We start from the raw sequence: 20,596 nt of genomic DNA, 5'->3' as shown, positions 1-20,596 counted from the left end.
CTCAGTAGGAGACGACGGTCATCGGGCCTTCGTCACTGAGCATGCAGCAAAGGAGCGGGTCTTTCATCACATCGCGGACGTCCCGCTCCTTGCCGTCCACTTTGCACGCGCGCGCCATCAGGCGAATGCCATGGCTGTAGTCCACGTAGGTGTTGATATGGACCGTCGTGAGAGGTTGGATAGGGGTTCCATTGGTGTAGTGCCAGCCGTAAATCGCCACGTGGGTCGGCCTGGCCGCCAGGAGGTTCGTGATAACCACGTCCTTCTTGATCCCGGCGGTGAGCAGCCCCAGCGCTTTGCCCGCGCGCTGCGCTTCGATCATGTCGTTGTGCTGAACAAAAGTCGAAACGGATTCGCGATCGACCGTCAACGGCCTGGGATCGAGCCTGAGCTCGGACTCGGCGAACACGACGTCGGAGACTCGCCGGGTGATGAGCGAGCACCCGTACAGATCGGCCAGTTTCTGAGCCGTCATGGGCGTCATCGGGACGCGCACAAAATCGGCATCGCTGCCAACGGCCAGGTAGTCCGGCATGACGTTGATGACGCCTGTGTGGCGTTTCCGGTTCGAGTCTCCCCAGCGGACCCGCAGGGTCTTGAACTTCCGCAGGAAATCCGGCACATTGCCCTGACTCAGTTCGGCCAGGATGGCTGCCTCCCGATCTGCGCCGGCCATCGCGGCGATACGGCTCATGAAGGCGTGGCCGCCTTCGGCGCCCGACGGTCGGGCGGGTATGCCGGTGACGACCTTGACGCCGCTCGGGGCCAATATTGGCGCCGGTTGGATCAATTTCGTGTATGCCCGCTTTCCGCGATAAGCTCCCGCCTTGCCTTCCTCCGGCGTCCCCAGTGTCATCGCGTGCGTGAAACCGTTGGTTTCCACCAGAACGGTGTGAAGGATACTGTTCCGCGGATTGCGATCGAGCGTGAGCACTATCTGTCCGTTGAGGCCCTTGAATGTGATGAGGTCCCCATTCCGGGATTCGGAAAGCGGTACGTCCCTGTTGAACCGGTCTATCATTCGATGCGATGCCCGCCAAGTTCCGCCGGCCGGGCCGACGACGGGTTTACCGTCCAGTGTGATATTGCGGTCATCGTACGCCAGTACGATCAGGTGGCGCGTCACACCTCCGCGAAGCCATGCCAGCAGCTTGTCGCCGTGCTTCTCGTCATCGGAGTAGGAGTAGTTGGCATCCAGAAACGCGATCCGCTGGATTTCGTCCGGGATTGCACTGCCGCCGTTCAGGTAACCGATAATGAACGACCCGCCCCCACTGTGTCCCGTCAGAGCGATGCGGGTTGGGCTTCCGGGAATACCGGCCACCGTTGTGCTCACGAGCCGGCGGATGAGGCTGCCGTTGTCCGGGTGCTTTTCACGCCAGACGGGCCAGCTTCGATCATCAGGCTGCACTACAACGAGGACGATGTTCTCACGCGTATCAACCTCGCGGAGTTTTCGGGTCTGGGCCGCGATGTGCTGGATATCGTAATGCCAGTCGAGTCCCGGCTCCATTTCCGAGCCAAGTGTCTGTTCAACGGAGTTTCCGTTGGGAGTGGCATAGAAAACGACCAGAGTCGGTTTCGAGGGATCGATAGGGCCGGGCGCATCCGTATAAATGCGCACGCCTTCCGGGGTTCTTTCGTCCCGCACCTGTTCGTCGAAGAAGGGACCCCACCGAAAACCGGGAAGCGGTTCGCTCGCGCCCGCGGCGAATGAGGCGATGAGCGGCAGGAGGGCAACGATGCGGAGAACGGATACCACCATGGCAAACTCTCTTTCAATCGTCATCCGGCATAATTCGGGACGCCGGAGCCTGATGGGCCATTATGGACACGGACACGCGATCCGCTTCCAATATCGCCATCGCGCCGACCAGGCGGGAGTAAGGCAGCAGCTATCCCCACAACGTGATGATTAGAAGAGACTAGTAAGCGGGAATTATCGCGTTAATGCGGCCAAGCGTTGTCCCCAGTACTTTCGGACGGCGGGCGTCGGGCCGTTGCAACAGGGCAGATATGGAGGTTCTGAATGCATATAAGCACGGCCGCCATCCTGGCGGCGTTAGCCCTCGCTTCGGCAAGCGAGGCCGCAATCACAGTTCCCGGGGCCAATGGCTCCGACGGAATCCTCAACGTCACCAGCAATATCTCGATTGATCTCTCCCAAGCGCCCAATGGCGCTTGGGACTCCACTAGCCCCACGCCCGGGAAGGGCGTGTATGATGGCGACAAGGGGGCGGTCGTCTTCCACTACTCGTCCGTCAGTATGACGGCCGGGTCCATCGTTTTCAAGAACCACCCGTCTCGTGCTTCTGTCGTTTGGCTTGTGAACGGCGATGTGACGATCAACGGGATCGTGAGCCTGGACGGCGCATCCAGCGGTGGCGTCTCTCCGGCCCCGGAACCCGGCCCAGGCGGCTTCGCCGGCGGGAAGCCCGCGCTCACGACCGGCATCTACGCGGGTGGCGAGGGGCCGGGGTGGGGGCTTGGTGGAGGCGCTAAGGGTCCGCAGAACGGGGCGGGGTACGCCGGTCCCGGCCTGTCCGGCACATTCCCGGGCGTCGCCTATGGCACCGCGCAGGTTGTGCCGTTGATCGGCGGATCCGGCGGTGGCGGGAGTAATGGTGTCGGGGGCGGAGCCGGCGGCGGGGCGATCCTCATCGCGGCCACGGGAACCATCACGATCAACGGCTCCATCCGCGCTAACGGAGGAAACGGCGGCAATTACGGCGGCGCGGGGAACCAGAGCGGCTCAGGCAGCGGCGGCGCGATCCGTCTCGTCGCCGATACGGTGGCCGGCACCGGAACGATCAATACGCTGGGCGGTACGGTATACGCTGGAGCGCCCGGCCGCATTCGCATCGAGGCGAATACCCGCGCCAGCACGCTGACCGTCAATCCGCTGCCTTCCGCGGCGCTGCCGTCCAACCCGGCGCTGATTTGGCCCGATACTTCGGCGCCGTCCGTGCGCATCGTGTCCGTGGGCAGCAACGCCGTACCGGCCCAGCCCCTGGGCGAGCTCAACCAGGCTGCGGACGTTCTGCCGGACATCCTCCCGGCGTCCTTTCCCGTAGTGGTTGAGACGAAGAACGTCGCCACCACCGCGCAGGTAAACCTCCGCGTCGCTCCCCTCATTGGTGACGCTGTAACCGTGCCCTGCGCGTTCGTGAGCGGCACCAGCACCTTGGCCACGTGGACTGCCAGCGTCAACCTGACTTCGGGCAGCACATCGCTCCAGGTGAGGATCGAGCCATGAAGCCCGTGTGCCTGTTGCCGGCTTTCGTGATCTGCCTCTGCTTCGCAGACCGTGCGCCTGCTGCAACCGAGACGCTCGCCGCCTCACGGCTCGTCACCGTCTACCTGGGGCCGAGGACCGACACTGCAGCGGTCTCGCGCCTGATCGTTGTTTATCAGTCCGACGTCCGGCCAAACACCCTGGCTGCGTCGCGAATGGTGACGACGTTTCTTCCGGCGAACTCGATCTCCACCCGTGCCACGTCACGCGTGGTCACAGCATGGGTCGGCTTCAGCCTCCCGAATGCCATCGCCAGCCTGCGTATCGCGGCGGGCCTCCAGCCCGCCACCGCGCGTGAGGCGCAGATCTACAACCTCGTCACCACGGCGCCCTCCGCGAGCGTCGTCGATATCCTGGACGCCTACCGCGTCGCACTTTATGCCCTTCATCCCGAGTACCTACCCTAGAGGGCTGCGAGAAGCATCCAAAATCCGGCATCCAGGCCGCCAGGAACGTCATCCTGAGCGCTGCGAAGGATCTCAACGGTAGCTTGAGATCCTTCGCTGCGCTCAGGATGACGTGCTAACCTCTCTGAGCCCTCAGCCCTCAGCCCTCAGCCCTCAGCCCTCAGCCCTCAGCTCCCAGCCCTCAGCCCTTACCCATCGCTTTCTTCACGGCCGGTGTCAGTACCTCCGCCATACGCATGAATCCAACGTCGGTGGGATGGACCCCGTCAACAGTAGCTTCGCCGTCCGAACCCATCAACTTATCGCATTTCACGTAGTGCAACAGGCCGCCCCACTCGGCAGCGTTGTCCTTGTAGATCTTCGCCAGAATCTTGTTCCACGCGTCGCTGGCCGCCCGGCCCTTCTCCATGTTGAAAGCGCTGGGGAAGATGGCGTGCTCCACGATGATCAGGGGCGTGTTCGGGTGTTTGGTGTGGATAGTTTTGAGCATGTAACGGATGCGTTCATCCACGGTCTCCGGAGACATGTTCGGCATGGCGTCGATCACATAGACGGAGGGGTCCAGTTCAGCAAGAAGGTCGGAAACCTCGTGCTCACCGCGACCGTTGCCGGAGAACCCCAGGTTGACCGTTGGGATGTCGAGGGCGCGTCCGATCAGGGCTGGGTAGGCCATGCCCGGCCGGGTGGCGCACCCGCCCTGCGTGATGGAAGTGCCATAGAACACCACAGGCTTTACATCTCTCGTTCGCGGAGGAGCGGTATCCAGCACGGCGCCGTCCGGAACACCGAGTTCGACGCTGGTGACCCCGTTGTACAACGGCAGGTACAGCGCGTATTCCCTCTTGCCGTCTGGGAGGCCCGAGATGAGGGTGGCCTCGTTCTCCTGACCGGCAGGCCGTCCGACGGCCAGCCATGCCCATTTGCCTTTGAGGCGGACATACAGATCAAGGCCGCTCACGCCGGTGGCGGCCATATGGTTCATTGAGAGGTCCGCGTTGATCAGCTTCCAGCGCGCGTGGATCTCTCTCGCGTCTGTTACGAAGCGGATCGCAATACCCGCGCTGTTCGTGGAAAGGCCCCATAGCTCAGGCCTGACGACAGCCTTTGCGCGGGCCGGAAAGCGGTTGTAGAAGCTGGCATTATCGGTCCAACCCCGCCCTTCAACGGTGAGATCGGATGCATCTTGCCATCTGATGGACGCGTCAGAGGGGGCAGCTTGCGCGGCACACGCAGCCATCGCCAGGCCCAGCGCCAGCGTGGCGCAAAACAGAGTGTTCAACGTAACGTACCTTTCCTTCGTGCAGCTATCGTAGGCGGCGTGCTGTCACAAGGCGAGGTTGTGCCAAAGACGCTCTATGAAATCAAGCCCTCGCCAAGGAGCGATTTGTTACACGCAAACAGAAACGGGGAAACGACCGCTTCCGGTCGCTCCCCCGTTTCCTGATATTTCCGAAGGTTGGGCCTCTGTGCCCGACGCTCATAGGTGTCGGGCAGCGACGCCCGAACTACCGTGGAATACTACGTTCCCATGTCCCACGATGCCAGGTACTTTTCCTGCTCTTCGGTGAGGATCTCCAGGTTCATGCCCATCGCCTTCAATTTGAGTCGGGCGATTTCCTGGTCGATCTCCACCGGCACGGGGTAGACGCCTTTTTTCAGGTTCTTCGCGTTTTTCGCCATCCACTCGGCGCAGAGGCTCTGGTTGGCGAAGCTCATGTCCATCACGCTGGCCGGGTGGCCTTCTGCGGCGGCCAGGTTGATGAGGCGGCCTTCACCCAGAAGATAGAGGCGTCGGCCGTCGGCCATCGTGTATTCCTGCACGAAGTTTCGGACCTCGCGGATGGCTTTTGACAGGCCCTCCAGGGCGGGGATGTCGATCTCAACGTTGAAGTGGCCGCTGTTGCTGATGATGGCGCCGTCCTTCATCGCGGCGAAATGCTCGCCACGCAGCACGTGGATGTCACCAGTGACGCTGCAGAAGAAATCGCCCAGCGGGGCGGCTTCGGCCATGTTCATCACACGGAAGCCGTCCATCGCCGCTTCCAGCGCGCGGACCGGATTGATTTCGGTCACGATGACCTTCGCGCCAAGTCCTGCCGCGCGGGAGGCCAGACCGCGGCCGCACCAGCCGTAGCCAAGGACTACAAACGTGCTGCCCGCCAGCAGGCGGTTGGTGGCGCGGATGATGCCGTCGATGGTGCTCTGCCCCGTACCATAGCGGTTGTCGAAAAGGTGCTTAGTATCGGCGTCATTCACGGCCACGATCGGGTAGGCCAGGACGCCGTCCTTCTGCATGGCGCGAAGGCGGATCACGCCGGTGGTGGTCTCTTCGGTGCCGCCGATAATCTGGTCGGCGTACTGCTTGTGCGTGCTGTGGAGGATGCCCACGGTGTCCGCGCCGTCATCCATCGTCATGTGCGGGTGGCACTCGATGGACGAGATGATGTGCTTGTAGTAGGTGTCGTGGTCCTCGCCTTTGATAGCGAAGGTCTTGATGCCGTGGTCTACAACGAGGGACGCGGCGACGTCATCCTGGGTGGACAGCGGGTTGCTGGCGCACATCGAAACATCGGCGCCGCCGGCTTTCAGCGTGATGGCCAGGTTGGCGGTTTCGGTGGTTACGTGCAAACAGGCGGCCAGTTTGAGGCCGGCGAGGGGCTTTTCGCGCTCGAAGCGGGCGCGGATCTGCCGCAGGACGGGCATTTCCATCTCGGCCCACTCTATCCGGAGTTTGCCTTTGCCCGCCAGCGCCAGGTCTTTCACGTCATGGTTTACCATGCACTTCTCCTTGGTGCTGAAACTGAACGATGAGTGGTGAACGATGAATGATGAAGTTCGGATTCATCGTTCATCGCTCCTCGTTCATCGTTACGTCGGTTCTTTGCCGGAAGAACGCGGGCTCACGTTTCGGGCATCGTTTCACAGTATACCACGGGATGAACGTTCGCATGAAGCAGGCGAACGCAAATCCAACCTGGGTTGGAGACCCTTCTACGACCATTGGCTCCCGATTCGTGCGGGGTTGGAGCCATTCCCGTAGGCGGGAGTCTGGATTCAGGATTCGGTATTCGGTTCGGAACTGAATCCCGAATCCTGAGCCCTGAATCCCTTTTCGGAGATTCCCAGGTCCTTGAGGATTGGCCGGTAGACGCTGCGCAGGAATTGTCGGGGACCGTAGATTCCCGCGGCCTGAATCTGTTTCGCGCGTTCATCCCAGCCTGGGATGAGGTTGTGCGCGGGCATCGCGAAGTTGTCGAGAACATATTTCAGATCGGCGAGGGTCTCGGCCGGCTCGTGCTCCAGATACACCTTCACGCCTTTCCGGAAGAAATCGTAGTGTGTCTTTTCATCGGCCGATATCAGCAGCAGCGCGCGCGAGAGGGCAGGGTCGCCCTCCGGACCATCTTTGTTGACCAGGGCCCTCAGATTGGTGTAGTTCAGCCACGTGGCCAACTCCTGGATCATCGTGTAAATGACCATCTGGCGCGGCGTGTCGAACGGAAGGTCCCACTCGCCGTTATCCAGCAGCGCATTCTCATAGGCGTGCATGCCCTCCTCCGTGCGCTTTCCACTTCGGACAAGCCACTCGGCGAGGGTGAGACTGTGCTTGCTCTCCTCGTAACCCCAGTTCGCCTGGAACCACGCGCGGCCGCGGCTCTTGCGGATGAGGTGTAGAATCTTGGACGTGTAGTCGGGCAGAAAGATCTCGACGGCGCTGAAAGCCTCAACAATGTCCGAGATCAGCGGCGCGGTATCCGGGTTTGCGTGGTCCCACGGAATGTCGCGCCAGATACTCCAGCGCCGTCTCTCTTCGGCAAGACGGAAAAACCGCATATAGTTCTGGAAGAAGGCTTCCTCGATTGTGTTTGCCATGGTTCCGGTCTCCTACGGCATGCTTACGGGTGAAGAACCCGTTGCCGCGCACCATGATTCCCGTCGCGCTGAAGGGGCGTTCGCGCCGGATTCCGTCTGGACGGAGGATGTATGCTCTGTATTTACCGGTATGATACGCTGGGCTCCACGAACGACGAGGCAATCCGCCTCGCCCGGGAAGGCGCGCCGGCAGGCACCGTTGTCTGGGCCGGCGATCAGAACGCCGGACGCGGGCGGATGGGCCGGACCTGGGAGGGCGGCGCGGGAAACGTCTACCTCAGCGTTGTCACTCGGCCCGAAATCCCCGTTGCGCTGGCTGGCCGGATCAGCGTTGCCTGCGGCCTGGCCCTCACGGATGCGCTTCGCAAAGAAACCTGGCAGCCGGTCAGAACTAAGTGGCCCAACGATCTCTATCTCTACGGCCGCAAGGTGGGCGGCATCCTCGTTGAGACCGGCGCCGCGCGCGCAGGGCGGCTGGAATGGGTTGTGGTTGGCGTCGGGATCAACGTTTCGAGCCATCCCGATGTCCCACCGCCGGCCCATCCTGCCACAAGCCTGGCCGCGCACGGTGGAGCAGGGGATATTGAGACGTTGATTCCGGGCCTCGCGCAGGCGGTGGTTCACGCCTCTGAATCGGTGGCGTCAGAGGCGGGTTGGGCCTCATTCGCCGCCAGATGGCCGGCGATGGACCTTGCCGCGGGCGCCATTACCGTGCTGGAAGGCGGCGAGGCGTTTGAAGCCGTCGGCGGAACGATTGAGGACGACGGCGCCCTCCGCGTGGTGGTTGGCGGTGAGGCGCGAAGCGTGAGAGCCGCGGAAGTCTCGATCCGGAACTATTGAAGGAAACGTTGAAATGGGGAAACGGGGAAATGGTCCATACATTTCCCCGTTTCCCCATTGCGTCGTTTCCTCGCCGTGTCATTTCTCTCTATACTGGCCATGGGATTTGGCACTCATGGAAACCGAGTGCCAACGAAGTAAGATATTACTCTCAGGAGGTACGTTATGTTGAGACCGCTAGCGGATCGCATCATCGTGAAGAACACGGGCGCCGAGGAAACCACCAAAGGTGGCATCGTGCTGCCTGATACGGCAAAGGAAAAGCCGACTACGGGCGAAGTCATCGCCGTGGGTCCCGGCAAAACGTTGGAAAACGGCCAGGTCGCGCCGGTTGAGGTTAAGGCGGGCGACAAGGTGCTGTACGGCAAGTACGCCGGCACCGAAGTGAAGGTAGACGGCGAGGAGTATGTTATTCTCCGCCACGACGATATATTGGCGGTTCTGTGAGAGGATTCAGTGGTCAGGATTCAGGATTCAGTTCCACATAGGGGCTGAATCCTGAATCCTGAATCCCGAATCCTTCTCCGATGAAGGAGCGAAAATGGCTAAAGAACTGAAATTTGACGAGCAGGCTCGTCGAGGGCTTGAGCGCGGCGTGAACGCCCTGGCCGACGCTGTGAAGGTGACTCTTGGCCCCCGCGGGCGCAACGTAGTGCTGCAAAAGAAGTGGGGCGGCCCGACCGTTATCAACGATGGCGTAACGATCGCCAAGGAAATTGAGCTGGACGATCCGTTCGAGAACATGGGCGCCCAGTTGGTACGCGAAGTAGCCAGCAAGACAAATGATGTCGCCGGCGACGGAACGACCACCGCGACGGTCCTCGCGCAGGCCATGGTGAAGGAAGGCCTTCGCAGCGTGGCGGCCGGCGCGAACCCGCTGGCCGTGAAGCGCGGAATCGACGCTGCCGTAGCTGCCGCGGTTAAGGCCATCGCCAGCCAGGCGACAAGCATTGACTCCCACAAGGCGATCGCCGAAGTCGCCACCATCTCCGCCAACGACGCCACTATCGGCGAGATCGTTGCCGAGGCAATGGATAAGGTCGGCAAAGACGGCGTCATCACGGTCGAAGAGTCCAAGGGAACGACTACCACGCTGGAACTCACCGAAGGCATGCAGTTCGACAAGGGCTACATCAGCCCGTACATGGTTACCGACGCGGAGCGCATGGAAGCCACGCTGGAAGAGCCCGTGATCCTTCTGTACGAAAAGAAGATCAGTTCGGTGCAGGATCTGCTCCCGGTGCTGGAACAGGTGGCGCAGAGCCGCAAGCCCCTCGTCATCATTGCGGAAGACGTCGATGGCGAAGCGCTGGCGACCCTTGTGGTCAATAAGATCCGCGGAATCCTGAACGTCGTGGCCGTGAAGGCCCCGGGCTTCGGCGACCGCCGCAAGGCCATGATGGAAGACATCGCCATCCTCACGAAGGGTACCTTCGTTACCGAAGACCTCGGCCTCAAGCTGGAGAACATCACGCCGGATATGCTTGGCAGCGCCAAGAAGGTGGTCGTGACCAAGGACAAGACCACGATCGTGGAAGGCGCCGGCACCACCGAAGCCATCCAGGGCCGCATCGCCTTGCTCAAGCGCCAGGTTGAGGAAACCGAGAGCGACTACGACCGCGAAAAACTCCAGGAGCGCCTGGCGAAACTGGCCGGAGGCGTGGCGGTCTTGAAGGTCGGCGCGGCTACCGAGACCGAGCTCAAAGAGAAGAAGGCCCGAATCGAGGACGCTCTGTCGGCCACGCGCGCGGCAGTCGAAGAAGGTATCGTTCCCGGCGGCGGCGCAACGTATATCCACCTCCTCAGCCAACTGGACGCGGTTCAGTCGAAGACGACCTCCGGCGCGGCTGATTTCCAGACCGGCGTGAACATCGTGAAGCGCGCGTTGGAAGAGCCGGCCCGCTGCATCGCCAACAATGCCGGCGTTGAGGGCAGCGTTATCGCACAGACGATACGCACCAGCCCGTCCGGTGTCGGTTACAACGCGGTCACCGGCGAGTATGTGGATATGGTGGCGGCGGGCATCGTGGACCCGGCAAAGGTCACGCGCTATGCCCTGCAGAACGCAGCCAGCATCGCCAGCATGATCCTCACCACCGAGGCCGTTGTCGCGGACATCAAGGAGCCGGCTCCTCCGATGCCCGGCGGCGGTGGCGGTGGCATGCCCGGCGGAATGGGCGGCATGGGCGGCGGCATGGGTTTCTAGGAACCCGTTAGGTCGGGCCTTCGTACCCGAAATGGATGGTAGGTTGGGCCTCCGTGCCCGACGCACAACAGCCTCGCCCGCATGGGCGGGGCTGTTTGTTCACCGCTACGCTTTGAAACTCATCGGCGGGTCACGATATCCTGTCCGAAACATGCCGGACAACGAGGAGGGGCAGATGGACGGATCACTAGACAAACCAATCTACAACATGGTCGGTGAACGCGTGGCGCTTGGCCCGCTCCGCCGCGACCTCCTGCCGCTGTATCAGAAGTGGATGAACGATTTCGAAACCACCCGCAACCTCACGATTCAGGCCAACCCGATGACGTGGGAGAAAGAGGAAGACTGGTATGAGCGCGCCTCCAGGCGCGAGGGTGACCCGATGTTCACCATTTTCGAGAAGAGTACCGGGCGAGCCATCGGTGACACCGGTTTGGACTTCGACTTTCGCAACAGGACCGGCAATTTCGGAATCTGTATTGGCGAGGCGGATTGCCGTGGCAAGGGGTATGGAACGGAAGCCACCCGATTGATGCTGGACTTCGCGTTCACGGCGCACGGCATCCACAACGTGATCCTCACGGTTTTTGAGTTCAATCACGGCGCTATCCGGTGCTACGAGAAGGCGGGGTTCAAGGAATTCGGCAGGCGAAGGCAATGCCTCTTCATGGGCGGCCGATTGTGGGACATGGTCTATATGGACTGCCTCTCAACGGAATTCGAGAGCCCGCTGCTGGACGGGGTGCTGAACCACCGGCGCTGAGCACAGCGCGGCCTCTTCAGCGCGGCGCGAGTGTAAGCTGCAGCACCGTGCCGTGGCTATCGGTTGCCAGCCGGATGGAGTCTGCCAACTCCAGCATCAATGTGAAGCCCATCCCGAGCGAGGAGCCCGTTGAATACCCTGATTTCAGCGCGCTGGGGATGCGATTGAAATCGATGCCGGGGCCGCTATCGGCGAAGCGGAACGTCACCTCATTATCTTGGGTCCACGCCTGGAACGATGCCGTGCCTGCGTGCCGGATGGCGTTCGTGCCGGCCTCGCCCACGCACAGTTGCAGCTCATAAGCCCGCGAGGGTGACCATCCGAGTGATTCGGCGTGCGCGCGGACTATTTCCCGCGCTTCTCGAACATCTCGAGGCTTTACCACCGGCAGGACGGGTACATCGGCCCGAGGCGGGATTTCAGCTGCCTCGCACAGGAGCAAGCGCTCGCCAGTCACCAGACGGGTGATGTCACGCCCGAAGGTCACCTTTTCCTGCTCGGCGAGTTCACGCTTCTCATTCGCCGTGTGAAGTTGACCCTCCGCCACGCTTTCATACGCTTCCGCGATCCAGACCGCGGACATCTCTTCGGCGGACATGAGGGCGGAAACAGCCTCGGCGAGCGCCCCTGGAGGCTCCGTGAGCGACGACGAGAGCACAGGCAAGAGCGTAATGCGCGCCGCCCCAACGGTCTCAAGCAGCGAGACAAGCGCAGCGCCCGCTTCGAAACGCCGCCTCGCCGAAGACCTGATGGTTTCGGCGAGACTGGTCGAGTCTCCGCTCCGGAGGTAATCGAGGTATGCGTTGAACAGGCGTGTGGCGCTGACGATGACGTCTTCGCGGGGCGAGCCCTCATAGAGTCCACCGGAAATCGATAGCAGCGCATCCGTCCACTGCTCGCAGAGCGTTTGCGCGTGCGTATCCAGCACGGCCGCCATTCGCCGGCGAGTATCATCGCCCGGCTCGCGCCCCAGTGGCGAGCGCCCACCGCTTTGTCCGGTTGTGTCTGTGCTATACATAGCAGTAGGTATTGTAGACGAAGGCAGCAGCGTCAGTCCCGATGCTCAATCAGCAAGTCGAAATAAAGCCACGAAGGAAGAGCCATGAGCCGCTTTGATGAATCCCGATTAGGTGCCGATGTATTTAAACTGGACGCAGAACGAATGCGCAGAGGCTGGTATTCCGACCGCTATTTTGTCAATATTCAGCGCATTCTCGCAACGCTTGCAGACCGCGACGAACGGTACAGCGGGTCCGACCCGATGGCGCTGCCCCCAGGCATCGATCCGCACTCCGTTCGCGTCGGCGATCTCGAAGTCGAGATGCAGTGGTTCTCGCGGCGCCAGCCGGGCACTCTCGTCTGCGGCGTCGATAAAGCTCTGGCGATGCTGGCGCTCTGCACAGGCTACCACGACGCCGGCGGAACATGGGTCAACACTTCCCAACACCTGGAGGTTCAAGCTGTCCACGACGGGGACTATGCCTGCTATGGAGGGGATCCTTCTCGCGTGACGCCGGCGATGCGGGTTCGCGGTAGATATCGCGATTTCGCCCACCTCGAAACGCCGACGCTGGGCGCGTTGTCGCGCAGTTCACGCGTCGCGACCAATGTCTATGAGATACTCGCCGCCGCCGCGGGCAAATCGGTATTGTTCTTCCCGGCGAGGTTTGACGCCCACGAGATTCAGGCGATGGACGGATACGCCTACCACATCGCCGTGCAGCGGTATGCGGAAGATCACCCGAAGCGCGCGACATCAAGTAAGGTCTCCACCGATGCACAGGGGGACTGGTGGGGCGCCGAGGGCGGCGGCACCGTGGCTCACGCGGCGATCGCCTGTTTCCTCGGCGATTCGCCGGCGTCGATGGTTGCGTTCGCGGAAATCGTGGACCCTGCGATTCCGCGAATCGCCCTCGTGGACTTTCGTAACGATTGCATGCGGGACACCCTGCTGATAATGGACGCCTTGTGGCCGAGGTATCTCCGGGCGCGCCAGGACGGAGATGAGGAGCAGGCGTCGCGATATCGCCTGGTGGGTGTTCGTCCGGATACAAGCGCATCGGTCCGGGATGCCAGCGTCCAACCGACGGGCGACCCGTCGCAGGACAACGGCGTAAACCCCCGCCTGGTGCGCACGCTGCGCGCCGCTACGGACGATGCGTGGCGCCGCTGGGAAGTTCCTCCGGGCTGGGAGGAAGAGGCGGCATCCTACTGCCGGAACGTCGGCATCGTGGCCACGGGCGGCTTCTCACCCGAGAAGATTCGCAAATTCGAAGCCGAGGGCGTGCCGGTGGACGTATACGGCGTTGGGAGCTGGTGCTTTCGAAATGACACCGCGACCAACACGGATTTCACCGCGGACGTGGTGCGTGTCAAGGTTGGCGGGCAGTGGGTGGATCTGGCCAAGGCCGGCCGCGCCCCGGGAGACAACCCGGACCTGCAACGGGTTCAGTTCCCGATATGACGCAGCCTGCCCAGGTTTGGGATGGATTTGGAGATTGAGATGAAAGCCTTGATCGTTGTTGACGTGCAGAACGATTTCTGTCCGGGAGGCACATTAGCCGTCCCAAACGGCGACGCCGTGGTTCCGGCAATCAACCGGTTGATGAACCGGTTCCCGCTCATCGTTGCCACGCAGGACTGGCACCCTGCCAACCATTGCTCGTTCGTCGAGCAGGGCGGAATCTGGCCGCCACATTGCGTGGCGGGCACTCCCGGTGCGGAACTCCACCCGGATCTCCGTGCGGACTCCGTCGCGTTACGAGTACGGAAGGCAACAACGCCCGAAGCCGACGCATACTCCGGCTTCCAGGGTACCGATCTGGCCGAACAATTGCGTTCTCGCGGCGCGGATGAAGTGGCCGTGGTGGGCCTGGCAACCGATTACTGCGTAAAGGCGACCGCGTTGGATGCAAAGGCGGCGGGGTTTGGCGTCACAGTGTACGCGGACGCCTGCCGTTCCGTGGACGTAAACGCGGGCGACGGCGACCGCGCACTGGATGAGATGCGCGCGGCGGGCGTCACAATCGAGGACAGTTAACCAGTGCTACTTCCGCTCGTAGACGACGGCGGCGAGTGTCCGGCCGACGGCTTCCAGCGACGCGGCGCTGCACTTATCCGGCGTATCCTTCAGCGTGTGCCAGTACGTGGTCTTCATGTTGTAAGCGTCGGGGTAGTCGAAATCGATGAGGTCGATGGTCTTGATGCCGTGGAGGTTGAGCGGAATATGGTCGTCATCGATGGTGAGTCTGACCTCATCCCGGAACTGCTTTGTGTATCCGAGGCGGATGGCGGTCTTGAACACGGTATCGTTCAATTCACGCGCGGCGTCGGCGGAGTACCCCTCTTTGTAGATGGCGAGGTCGGCGTCGCCGATCATGTCCAGGAGGATGCCCTCCCTGGGTTTATTGGGGATCGGGTGTTTGGCGTAATAGGCGGCCCCGAGCAGCATATTTGCCACGTCCGGACCGAGGTCCTCTCCGTCGAAAAGGACGAAGATAACCCCGCTCAATGGCCTCTTCTGGTGGAAGACCCGCGCCAGTTCCACGAGCACCGCGGCGCCTGAAGCGCCGTCGTTTGCCCCGTCGATTGGCTTCAGCCTGTCGGCGGGAATGGCCTCGTTGTCGGCGGTGGGGCGGCTGTCCCAGTGAGCGCAGAGAAGGAGCCCGGGATCCTTGCCGTCCGTGCCCTTAACGACCGCCACGATGTTGTCCATGGGGTACGTGGCGCTTGCCGGCACAGGGAGATTCGAAGGGAGTTTTAACGTCTCCCGATAGCTTGCCGGACGGATCCTGCGCGTCCATTGGAAGTGCTGTAACTGAACGGAATCCACGTTCGGCTTGAGCGCGGCAACGAGGTAATCCCGGCAGGAATCGTGTGCCTTCGTCGCTGGAACGCGCGGCCCAAAGGCTACCTGTTTCTTGAGGCTTTCCATCGCGCGCAGGCCGTCGAATTCGACGTTCCCAGCGCAACCTGATGGGATGGCCGCCAGGAAAGCGGCGAAACAGGCGGACGCGATGAATGCGGAGGTGGACGGACGTGTCTTCATACGCCCATTATAGGCGCGGACGGCCCGTCACTTCCCGACCAGACGACCTTCAACCCGCGGGCTTACCGTGTGTTGAGCCGCAACGTAGGCTGCCAGGCCATCCAGCACCGATTTCCCGGTGCGCACGATCTCTTTGTCCGGCCACATGCGGTAGTAGCCCAACCCACCGCTCGCCAGTGTGTACGGAGCCGCGATGCGGTACTTTCGATTCGCATCCAGCGCCGCACCATTGACGGTGACTTTGAGGAGGCGGGGGCCAGGTGAACGGCCGGAATCGAACTCGACGTAAATGCCTGAGACCTGCAGCAGGCCGTCGAACGGCTTCGGGTGCATGCTCACGCTCCGCTCCAGGGCAACCCGCAATTGCGCGCCGGTCAGGCTGATCACCGCGACCTCGTCGTCCGGATCCTGTAATACGCTTTTCAGCGCATCACGGCTTATTGGTCCCTTGGCGATGGTTGCGGGCGCGACGGCGTCCGCCGGTACCAGCGCGGCGTCGGCGCGGACGGCCGCTTTCAAAGCGTCGGCGATAAGGTTGCCCGCGCTGGTCTCCGCTGCGCGGGCGCCCGTCCCGGTGATGACGGAGGTGGAGGTACCCAGCGCCTGAGCGTCGACACGCGTTGCCGATGACATCAGCGCAAGCGCGCCGGCGATTATGCAGGTGGTAGCGTGTTTCATTTCGAACTCCCTCCGGTCTTTAGGCGCCTGCGGAAACCGGTTGTTCCTCAGACTGCTTCGGCAGGCGTGTCGGCGGAGCGCTCGGCGTTCATTCTGAGATATCCCTCCATGAACGGATCGAGATCCCCATCCATCACACCAATGATATTGCCCGTTTCCACTCCGGTCCGCAGGTCTTTCACCATCGTGTACGGCTGAAAAACGTAGGAACGGATTTGAGCGCCCCACTCGATCTTCTTCTGCTCGCCCTTCAGGGTAGACAGTTCCTCTTCGCGTTCACGTTCGCGGAGTTCGGCAAGGCGTCCTTGCAGCACTTTCATCGCCGTGCCCCGGTTCTTTAGTTGGCTCCGCTCATTCTGGCACGTTACCACGATACCGGTCGGTAGGTGGGTGATGCGGATAGCGCTTTCGGTTTTATTGACGTGCTGGCCGCCTGCGCCGCTGCTGCGATATGTGTCGACGCGAATCTCATCCGGGTTGATCTCGGCCTCGGCGTCGTCGCTGACTTCGGGCGAAACGCCGACGCTGGCAAATGATGTGTGCCGGCGCTTATTCGCATCAAACGGCGATATGCGGACGAGTCGATGCACTCCGCGCTCTGCCTTCATATACCCATATGCATGCGGTCCGCGAACAATAAACGTGCAATTCTTTATTCCGGCGGATTCGCCTTCCAGTTGGTCAACGAGTTCGACTTTGAATCCGCGTTTCTCCGCCCAGCGCAGGTACATGCGCATCAGCATGGCGGCCCAGTCATTGGCCTCGGTTCCGCCGGCCCCCGCATTGATCTCGACGATGGCGTTGGTGGCGTCGTGTTCCCCGCCCAGGAGGGTCTGCATTTCAAGTGTCGCGTAAAGGCGTTGAACGCGCTTTACCTCCGACTCCAGTTCCGCCTCGGCGTCCGCGTCGTCCGCAGCCATTTCCAGCAGGATGTCCGTGTCTTCGAGTCCCTGCTCGATCTCTTTCCACGGGGCTAGCGATTCCTTGAGGGCGGAAAGGCGCTGCATCATCTCCTGGGCGCTCGCCGGATCGTCCCACAGGTCCGGGGCGGCGGCTTTGGCTTCGATTTCATCTATCTGAGACTGGCGCTGTGCCAGGTCAAAGATGCCTCCGGATCTCGGCAAAATCCTGCCGCAAACGTTCAATATCGTGACGTGTATCGACTAACAAGTCCATGCTCCCATTCAGCAAGACCGACCGGCCGGATTGCGCGGTTGGCCGGGCAGGACGACGCAGTCCCGGGCCCGAAGCATTATAGCACTTCGATGCTTGCGTGACGGTGAAATGGCTGCGGCGGCAGCGCCAGGACCAATCGGCGGCCTACTTCTTGAGTTTGTCCGAAAGTGTGTTCAGCTCGCTGGCGAACTGTGGCGCGGGCTCATACCCTACGATGCGATGCACTTCGGTACCCTTCGAGTCAACAAACACGATGGTAGGAAAGCCTTCGATGTTGTACTTCCTGGCCAGAGCCTTGTTGTCGTCGCCCTGTTCCGCGTTGATTTTGCGGAATTCGAACGATTCCATGGCTTTCTTGACGTTGGCCTGAGGGTACACTTCCTGGTCCATTTTCGTGCAGTAGCCGCACCAGTCCGTGTAGAAATCGAGCATAACGACTTTACCGGTGCTAGACTTGTCGCCAAGCGTTGGCGAGGTGCTGGCAGGCGCAGACGAGCCTGGGGCTCCGGGCACGTTATCAGAGTGCTTTGGTTGGAGGAAGAACGGGATGGCGATGACTCCTGCTATCAGCGCGATGACGAGCCATGTGGACCGTCCCTGCGGTCGTGACGGTGTTTCGTTCATTGACGTCTTCATTCGATCGCGCGGTATACCGCGCACGAGTTACACTGTTGAAACAGCGGACGCCGGGTGAATCGTTCCCGATGCGCGATTATCGGCTGCCGGTTTGCCGGCGCGCTAGGTCGAGGAAGGATATCACGTCCGCCTGGGTGGTAAATGCGCGCTTCGGAACGATGAGCGCCGAGCGCCTGGACAGAAACAGGTAGACATTTGGTCCGTCGGACCGCACCTTCGCGATGGCGCCCCATCCGACCGCCTGGCTTCCCTTGGAAGTCTTCACGCGAATGCCAGACTCCTGGAAGGACATCTCGATGGCTTGAAGATGGGCCGGCATTGCCCGGAATTTGGTCCATGCCAGCAGGCGGAAGAGCGGGTATCCGGCGACGCACGCGACCAGGAGAACGGTCAGCGCGGCCGTCGCCGATTGCTGGAGCGGTTTTCCGTCGCGCAGCATCGCCACGAGAAGATAAGCTGGGACCACAAGCCCTGCGAGGAGCAGGGGACCGCCCGATCGCAGATCGTGGGTCATTACGTACCGGTTCAGAGCCCAGTGATCGGCGGGTCTCAGCCGATATGAAATGGTCAACCGGCGCCTCCGGCGTGGCTGGCGGCGAAATCGACAAACCTGCGGGCCGCCTCGGGTGAAGAGAACGCCCGCAGTGGGACGATGTGCGCCATCCGGGACGTCTGGAACAGGTAGATGGCGCGACGGTCTCGCCGGACCTTCGTGATCGCGTTCCACTTGATGGTCTGTTCCGTTGTGGGTGTGATGATGCTGAGCCCCACAGGCAGCGCCGATATTTCAACGTCTCGAAGGCCTTTCGGCAGAGCCCTGAAAACACTCCACGTCTTGAGGCGGAGAAGCGCGTAAACAACCGGGGCCCAGACGAGGAGGACGACGACCGCGTCCCTGGTCGCCATCAGCCACGGCCGGGGCTCGCTGAGCACGGACGTGAACGCAACGACGGAAGGGATGAGCAGGGCCACGGTGGCGAAAGCCCCCAGCTGCCAATCGTGCGTGTACACGTAGCGGCTGAGCCCCCACCAGTCAGATTGAGTCATCGTGTATGTGACGGTCATCCAGTTCCTCGCAGCTCGTCAGTCAGTCCTTCATGTGAAGGATAGCATCGACGGCGAAGCAGCGCAGAACCCGGGGAGCACGCCGATACCGGATGTGCTCAAGCCTTTTGCTCAACGTGACTGGATGCGAACGAGACGAACTCCGCCCGTTCCGCCTCGGAGCCGAATGCCCGCGCCGGGACCACGTATGACATCTGGCGCGACAGGAACAGGAACACCGCGCGACTGTCCTGAGCAACCCGAACAACACCGTCCCACGACACCAGCCCTACCGACTTCGGCGACGCCAGATGGACCCCGTCTTCCGCCAGCGTGATCTCAATCCGCCTCATGTCTGCGGGCCACGCACGAAGCTGACTCCACACCCTGAATCGCAGAAGCCCGTACATGCCAGGCGCCCAGACAACCAGCGCTACGGCCGCAGCGAGCCAGGCGAACCAGTGGGGCAGTCCGCTGAACCACAGATTGACGAACGCGATGAGGGGCATCAATAGAATCGCCCCCAAGACGAACAGACGCTGGCGACGGTCATGTGTGTAGACGTATCTGTTCAGTGCCCAGTAATCGGCCTGTGTCATTTCATATTTGACGGTCATCGGTCTGTAGTCTCTGATATGGGTTGAAGGATAGGTACACCGAGGGCAGTGGCAGCCGCGCGGAGTCTATCGTCGAGGGTTGCGATTGGCAACGCGAGACGCAGCGCCAACTCGAGATAGGAGGAATCGTAGACGGTTAGAGCGGATCTTCGTGCCAGTGAAAGAACGTCATTCAGCGCCTGGCGTGGGGTCGTCTCGATGACGGAAATTGGCGCCACCAACAGCATTCCGGCGAACTGAGTGGCGTCGCGCTGTGTGATTCGGCCGCGGCGTTCCGCGATCAGAAGCACATTGGCGACTTCAAGAGGCCAGATAGAGGGGGCGTAAGCTACGTCGGTTTCCAAACGCATCTGGATGCCACGAGTGTACGCATTTCGTTCCTCGACAAAGGCCCATGCGAGCGATACCGAGGCGTCGATCACGAATGGCATTACCTGCGGCCCTCTTCGATCATCTCGCGAATGCTCAAGCCGTTTAGCCTGTGATATGCCTGGAATTCCCGCATCTGCCGGAAAACCTCCGCCGGATCCGGGCGAGCATCAGTTGGAATGAGCATGGCGACCCGAACCCCGTGCTTCGTGATCGCGATGGTCTCGCCTTTTGCCACGCGGTCAAGGAGTTTGGACAGATGCGTTTTCGCCTCGTACGCTCCAACTTCGGTCATTTGGGCCTCCCGATAGACTGGTCTGACACTAGTCTATTCTACCGCACCAGCGAGTCGCCGTCAATCTCCCTTGGCTGCCAGTCTACGTGTCTCGGCGCTGGCATCCCACCGGCACTCCTCGCGAAGGCGGGCGGGCGTCTCGTCTCGGGCAGGAGGCGGATAGCGGCGATGTGAGCAGGGCCGAGTCCGCGGAGTGCGGTCTCGGCCCTTTCATGTACGCCGGGCATGCGCCCGTTCTCGGAGGTGAAAGTCCTCTACGGTAAAGGGAATCGGAACCGTTAAGCGACGGCAAGGGCGTCACCGCGAGGTGGGGTCTGAAGGAAGCCAGAGCCACAGCCACGACCCGACG

22 protein-coding genes are annotated in these 20,596 nt (G+C 61.6%); 8 read left to right on the top strand and 14 right to left on the bottom strand.

Annotation, left to right across the window (positions count from 1 at the left end; translation table 11 throughout):
- Nucleotide 1: 1 nt before the first annotated feature.
- Nucleotides 2–1,789, bottom strand: a complete 1,788-nt coding sequence (locus tag VGM51_14375) for a hypothetical protein (protein ID HEY3414222.1) — start codon at nt 1,787–1,789, stop codon at nt 2–4.
- A 240-nt stretch (nt 1,790–2,029) separates the two neighbouring features.
- Between VGM51_14375 and VGM51_14370 the strand changes: the two genes are divergently transcribed.
- The gene (locus VGM51_14370) at nt 2,030–3,256 is read left to right on the top strand and encodes a hypothetical protein (protein ID HEY3414221.1); all 1,227 of its coding nucleotides are present in this window, start codon (nt 2,030–2,032) and stop codon (nt 3,254–3,256) included.
- Entirely contained in the window at nt 3,253–3,702 is a 450-nt protein-coding gene (locus VGM51_14365; GenBank protein HEY3414220.1) for a hypothetical protein, read from the top strand. Before VGM51_14370 ends, VGM51_14365 begins: the two co-directional genes overlap by 4 nt.
- A gap of 181 nt (nt 3,703–3,883) precedes the next feature.
- Here the strand turns inward: VGM51_14365 and VGM51_14360 are convergent, their stop codons facing one another.
- The 3 genes from VGM51_14360 to VGM51_14350 form a co-directional block, all read right to left on the bottom strand.
- Entirely contained in the window at nt 3,884–4,981 is a 1,098-nt protein-coding gene (locus tag VGM51_14360) for an SGNH/GDSL hydrolase family protein (protein HEY3414219.1), read from the bottom strand.
- A 239-nt stretch (nt 4,982–5,220) separates the two neighbouring features.
- A complete protein-coding gene (ahcY, locus tag VGM51_14355; protein HEY3414218.1) occupies nt 5,221–6,480 on the bottom strand; it encodes an adenosylhomocysteinase in 1,260 nt (419 codons plus the stop codon).
- A 276-nt stretch (nt 6,481–6,756) separates the two neighbouring features.
- Nucleotides 6,757–7,575, bottom strand: a complete 819-nt coding sequence (locus tag VGM51_14350; GenBank protein ID HEY3414217.1) for an acyl-ACP desaturase — start codon at nt 7,573–7,575, stop codon at nt 6,757–6,759.
- 111 nt (nt 7,576–7,686) lie between these two features.
- Here VGM51_14350 and VGM51_14345 point away from each other — a divergent pair, with 111 nt between their 5' ends.
- The 4 genes from VGM51_14345 (at nt 7,687) to VGM51_14330 (ending at nt 11,384) form a co-directional block, all read left to right on the top strand.
- Complete coding sequence (locus VGM51_14345; protein ID HEY3414216.1) at nt 7,687–8,415, top strand: biotin--[acetyl-CoA-carboxylase] ligase; 729 nt, start codon at nt 7,687–7,689, stop codon at nt 8,413–8,415.
- 165 nt (nt 8,416–8,580) lie between these two features.
- On the top strand, nt 8,581–8,862 hold the full coding sequence (groES, locus tag VGM51_14340; protein ID HEY3414215.1) for a co-chaperone GroES: 282 nt from the start codon (nt 8,581–8,583) through the stop codon (nt 8,860–8,862).
- Between the two features lie 94 nt (nt 8,863–8,956).
- The gene (groL, locus tag VGM51_14335) at nt 8,957–10,621 is read left to right on the top strand and encodes a chaperonin GroEL (protein HEY3414214.1); all 1,665 of its coding nucleotides are present in this window, start codon (nt 8,957–8,959) and stop codon (nt 10,619–10,621) included.
- A gap of 175 nt (nt 10,622–10,796) precedes the next feature.
- A complete protein-coding gene (locus tag VGM51_14330) occupies nt 10,797–11,384 on the top strand; it encodes a GNAT family protein (GenBank protein ID HEY3414213.1) in 588 nt (195 codons plus the stop codon).
- 16 nt (nt 11,385–11,400) lie between these two features.
- On the opposite strand, the gene VGM51_14325 is transcribed toward VGM51_14330, so the two are convergent.
- Entirely contained in the window at nt 11,401–12,402 is a 1,002-nt protein-coding gene (locus VGM51_14325) for an ATP-binding protein (protein ID HEY3414212.1), read from the bottom strand.
- An 84-nt stretch (nt 12,403–12,486) separates the two neighbouring features.
- On the opposite strand from VGM51_14325, the gene VGM51_14320 reads away from it, so the two are divergent.
- Nucleotides 12,487–13,848 (top strand): nicotinate phosphoribosyltransferase, encoded by a 1,362-nt coding sequence (locus VGM51_14320; protein ID HEY3414211.1) that lies wholly within the window; start codon nt 12,487–12,489, stop codon nt 13,846–13,848.
- A 39-nt stretch (nt 13,849–13,887) separates the two neighbouring features.
- Nucleotides 13,888–14,424 carry a nicotinamidase gene (locus tag VGM51_14315; protein ID HEY3414210.1) on the top strand — a complete coding sequence of 179 codons (537 nt, stop codon included), beginning with the start codon at nt 13,888–13,890 and terminating at the stop codon, nt 14,422–14,424.
- A 6-nt stretch (nt 14,425–14,430) separates the two neighbouring features.
- On the opposite strand, the gene VGM51_14310 is transcribed toward VGM51_14315, so the two are convergent.
- The 9 genes from VGM51_14310 to VGM51_14270 form a co-directional block, all read right to left on the bottom strand.
- A complete protein-coding gene (locus VGM51_14310; GenBank protein HEY3414209.1) occupies nt 14,431–15,432 on the bottom strand; it encodes a M28 family peptidase in 1,002 nt (333 codons plus the stop codon).
- A 27-nt stretch (nt 15,433–15,459) separates the two neighbouring features.
- Nucleotides 15,460–16,110 carry a 5'-nucleotidase gene (locus VGM51_14305; protein ID HEY3414208.1) on the bottom strand — a complete coding sequence of 217 codons (651 nt, stop codon included), beginning with the start codon at nt 16,108–16,110 and terminating at the stop codon, nt 15,460–15,462.
- A gap of 47 nt (nt 16,111–16,157) precedes the next feature.
- Nucleotides 16,158–17,280 (bottom strand): peptide chain release factor 2 gene (gene prfB, locus VGM51_14300; GenBank protein HEY3414207.1). Its coding sequence is split into 2 segments (ribosomal slippage): nt 16,158–17,222 and nt 17,224–17,280, totalling 1,122 coding nucleotides; the frame shifts between segments, so codons are not numbered across the junction.
- A 150-nt stretch (nt 17,281–17,430) separates the two neighbouring features.
- Nucleotides 17,431–17,910, bottom strand: coding sequence for a thioredoxin family protein (locus VGM51_14295; GenBank protein HEY3414206.1), 480 nt, complete (start codon nt 17,908–17,910; stop codon nt 17,431–17,433).
- Between the two features lie 88 nt (nt 17,911–17,998).
- Nucleotides 17,999–18,493 (bottom strand): YcxB family protein, encoded by a 495-nt coding sequence (locus tag VGM51_14290; GenBank protein ID HEY3414205.1) that lies wholly within the window; start codon nt 18,491–18,493, stop codon nt 17,999–18,001.
- Complete coding sequence (locus tag VGM51_14285) at nt 18,490–18,987, bottom strand: YcxB family protein (GenBank protein ID HEY3414204.1); 498 nt, start codon at nt 18,985–18,987, stop codon at nt 18,490–18,492. The genes VGM51_14290 and VGM51_14285 overlap by 4 nt, the downstream gene beginning before the upstream one ends.
- 98 nt (nt 18,988–19,085) lie before the next feature.
- Nucleotides 19,086–19,583, bottom strand: a complete 498-nt coding sequence (locus VGM51_14280) for a YcxB family protein (protein ID HEY3414203.1) — start codon at nt 19,581–19,583, stop codon at nt 19,086–19,088.
- The gene (locus tag VGM51_14275; GenBank protein ID HEY3414202.1) at nt 19,580–20,014 is read right to left on the bottom strand and encodes a type II toxin-antitoxin system VapC family toxin; all 435 of its coding nucleotides are present in this window, start codon (nt 20,012–20,014) and stop codon (nt 19,580–19,582) included. The genes VGM51_14280 and VGM51_14275 overlap by 4 nt, the downstream gene beginning before the upstream one ends.
- The gene (locus VGM51_14270; GenBank protein HEY3414201.1) at nt 20,014–20,247 is read right to left on the bottom strand and encodes a type II toxin-antitoxin system prevent-host-death family antitoxin; all 234 of its coding nucleotides are present in this window, start codon (nt 20,245–20,247) and stop codon (nt 20,014–20,016) included. Before VGM51_14270 ends, VGM51_14275 begins: the two co-directional genes overlap by 1 nt.
- Nucleotides 20,248–20,596: the final 349 nt, after the last annotated feature.

The organism is Armatimonadota bacterium, from assembly GCA_036504095.1.
Lineage (GTDB): Bacteria > Armatimonadota > DTGP01 > JAKQQT01 > JAKQQT01 > DASXUL01.
Note: the sequence above shows the minus strand (reverse complement) of the source record. Positions and strands in the feature narration are given on the sequence as shown.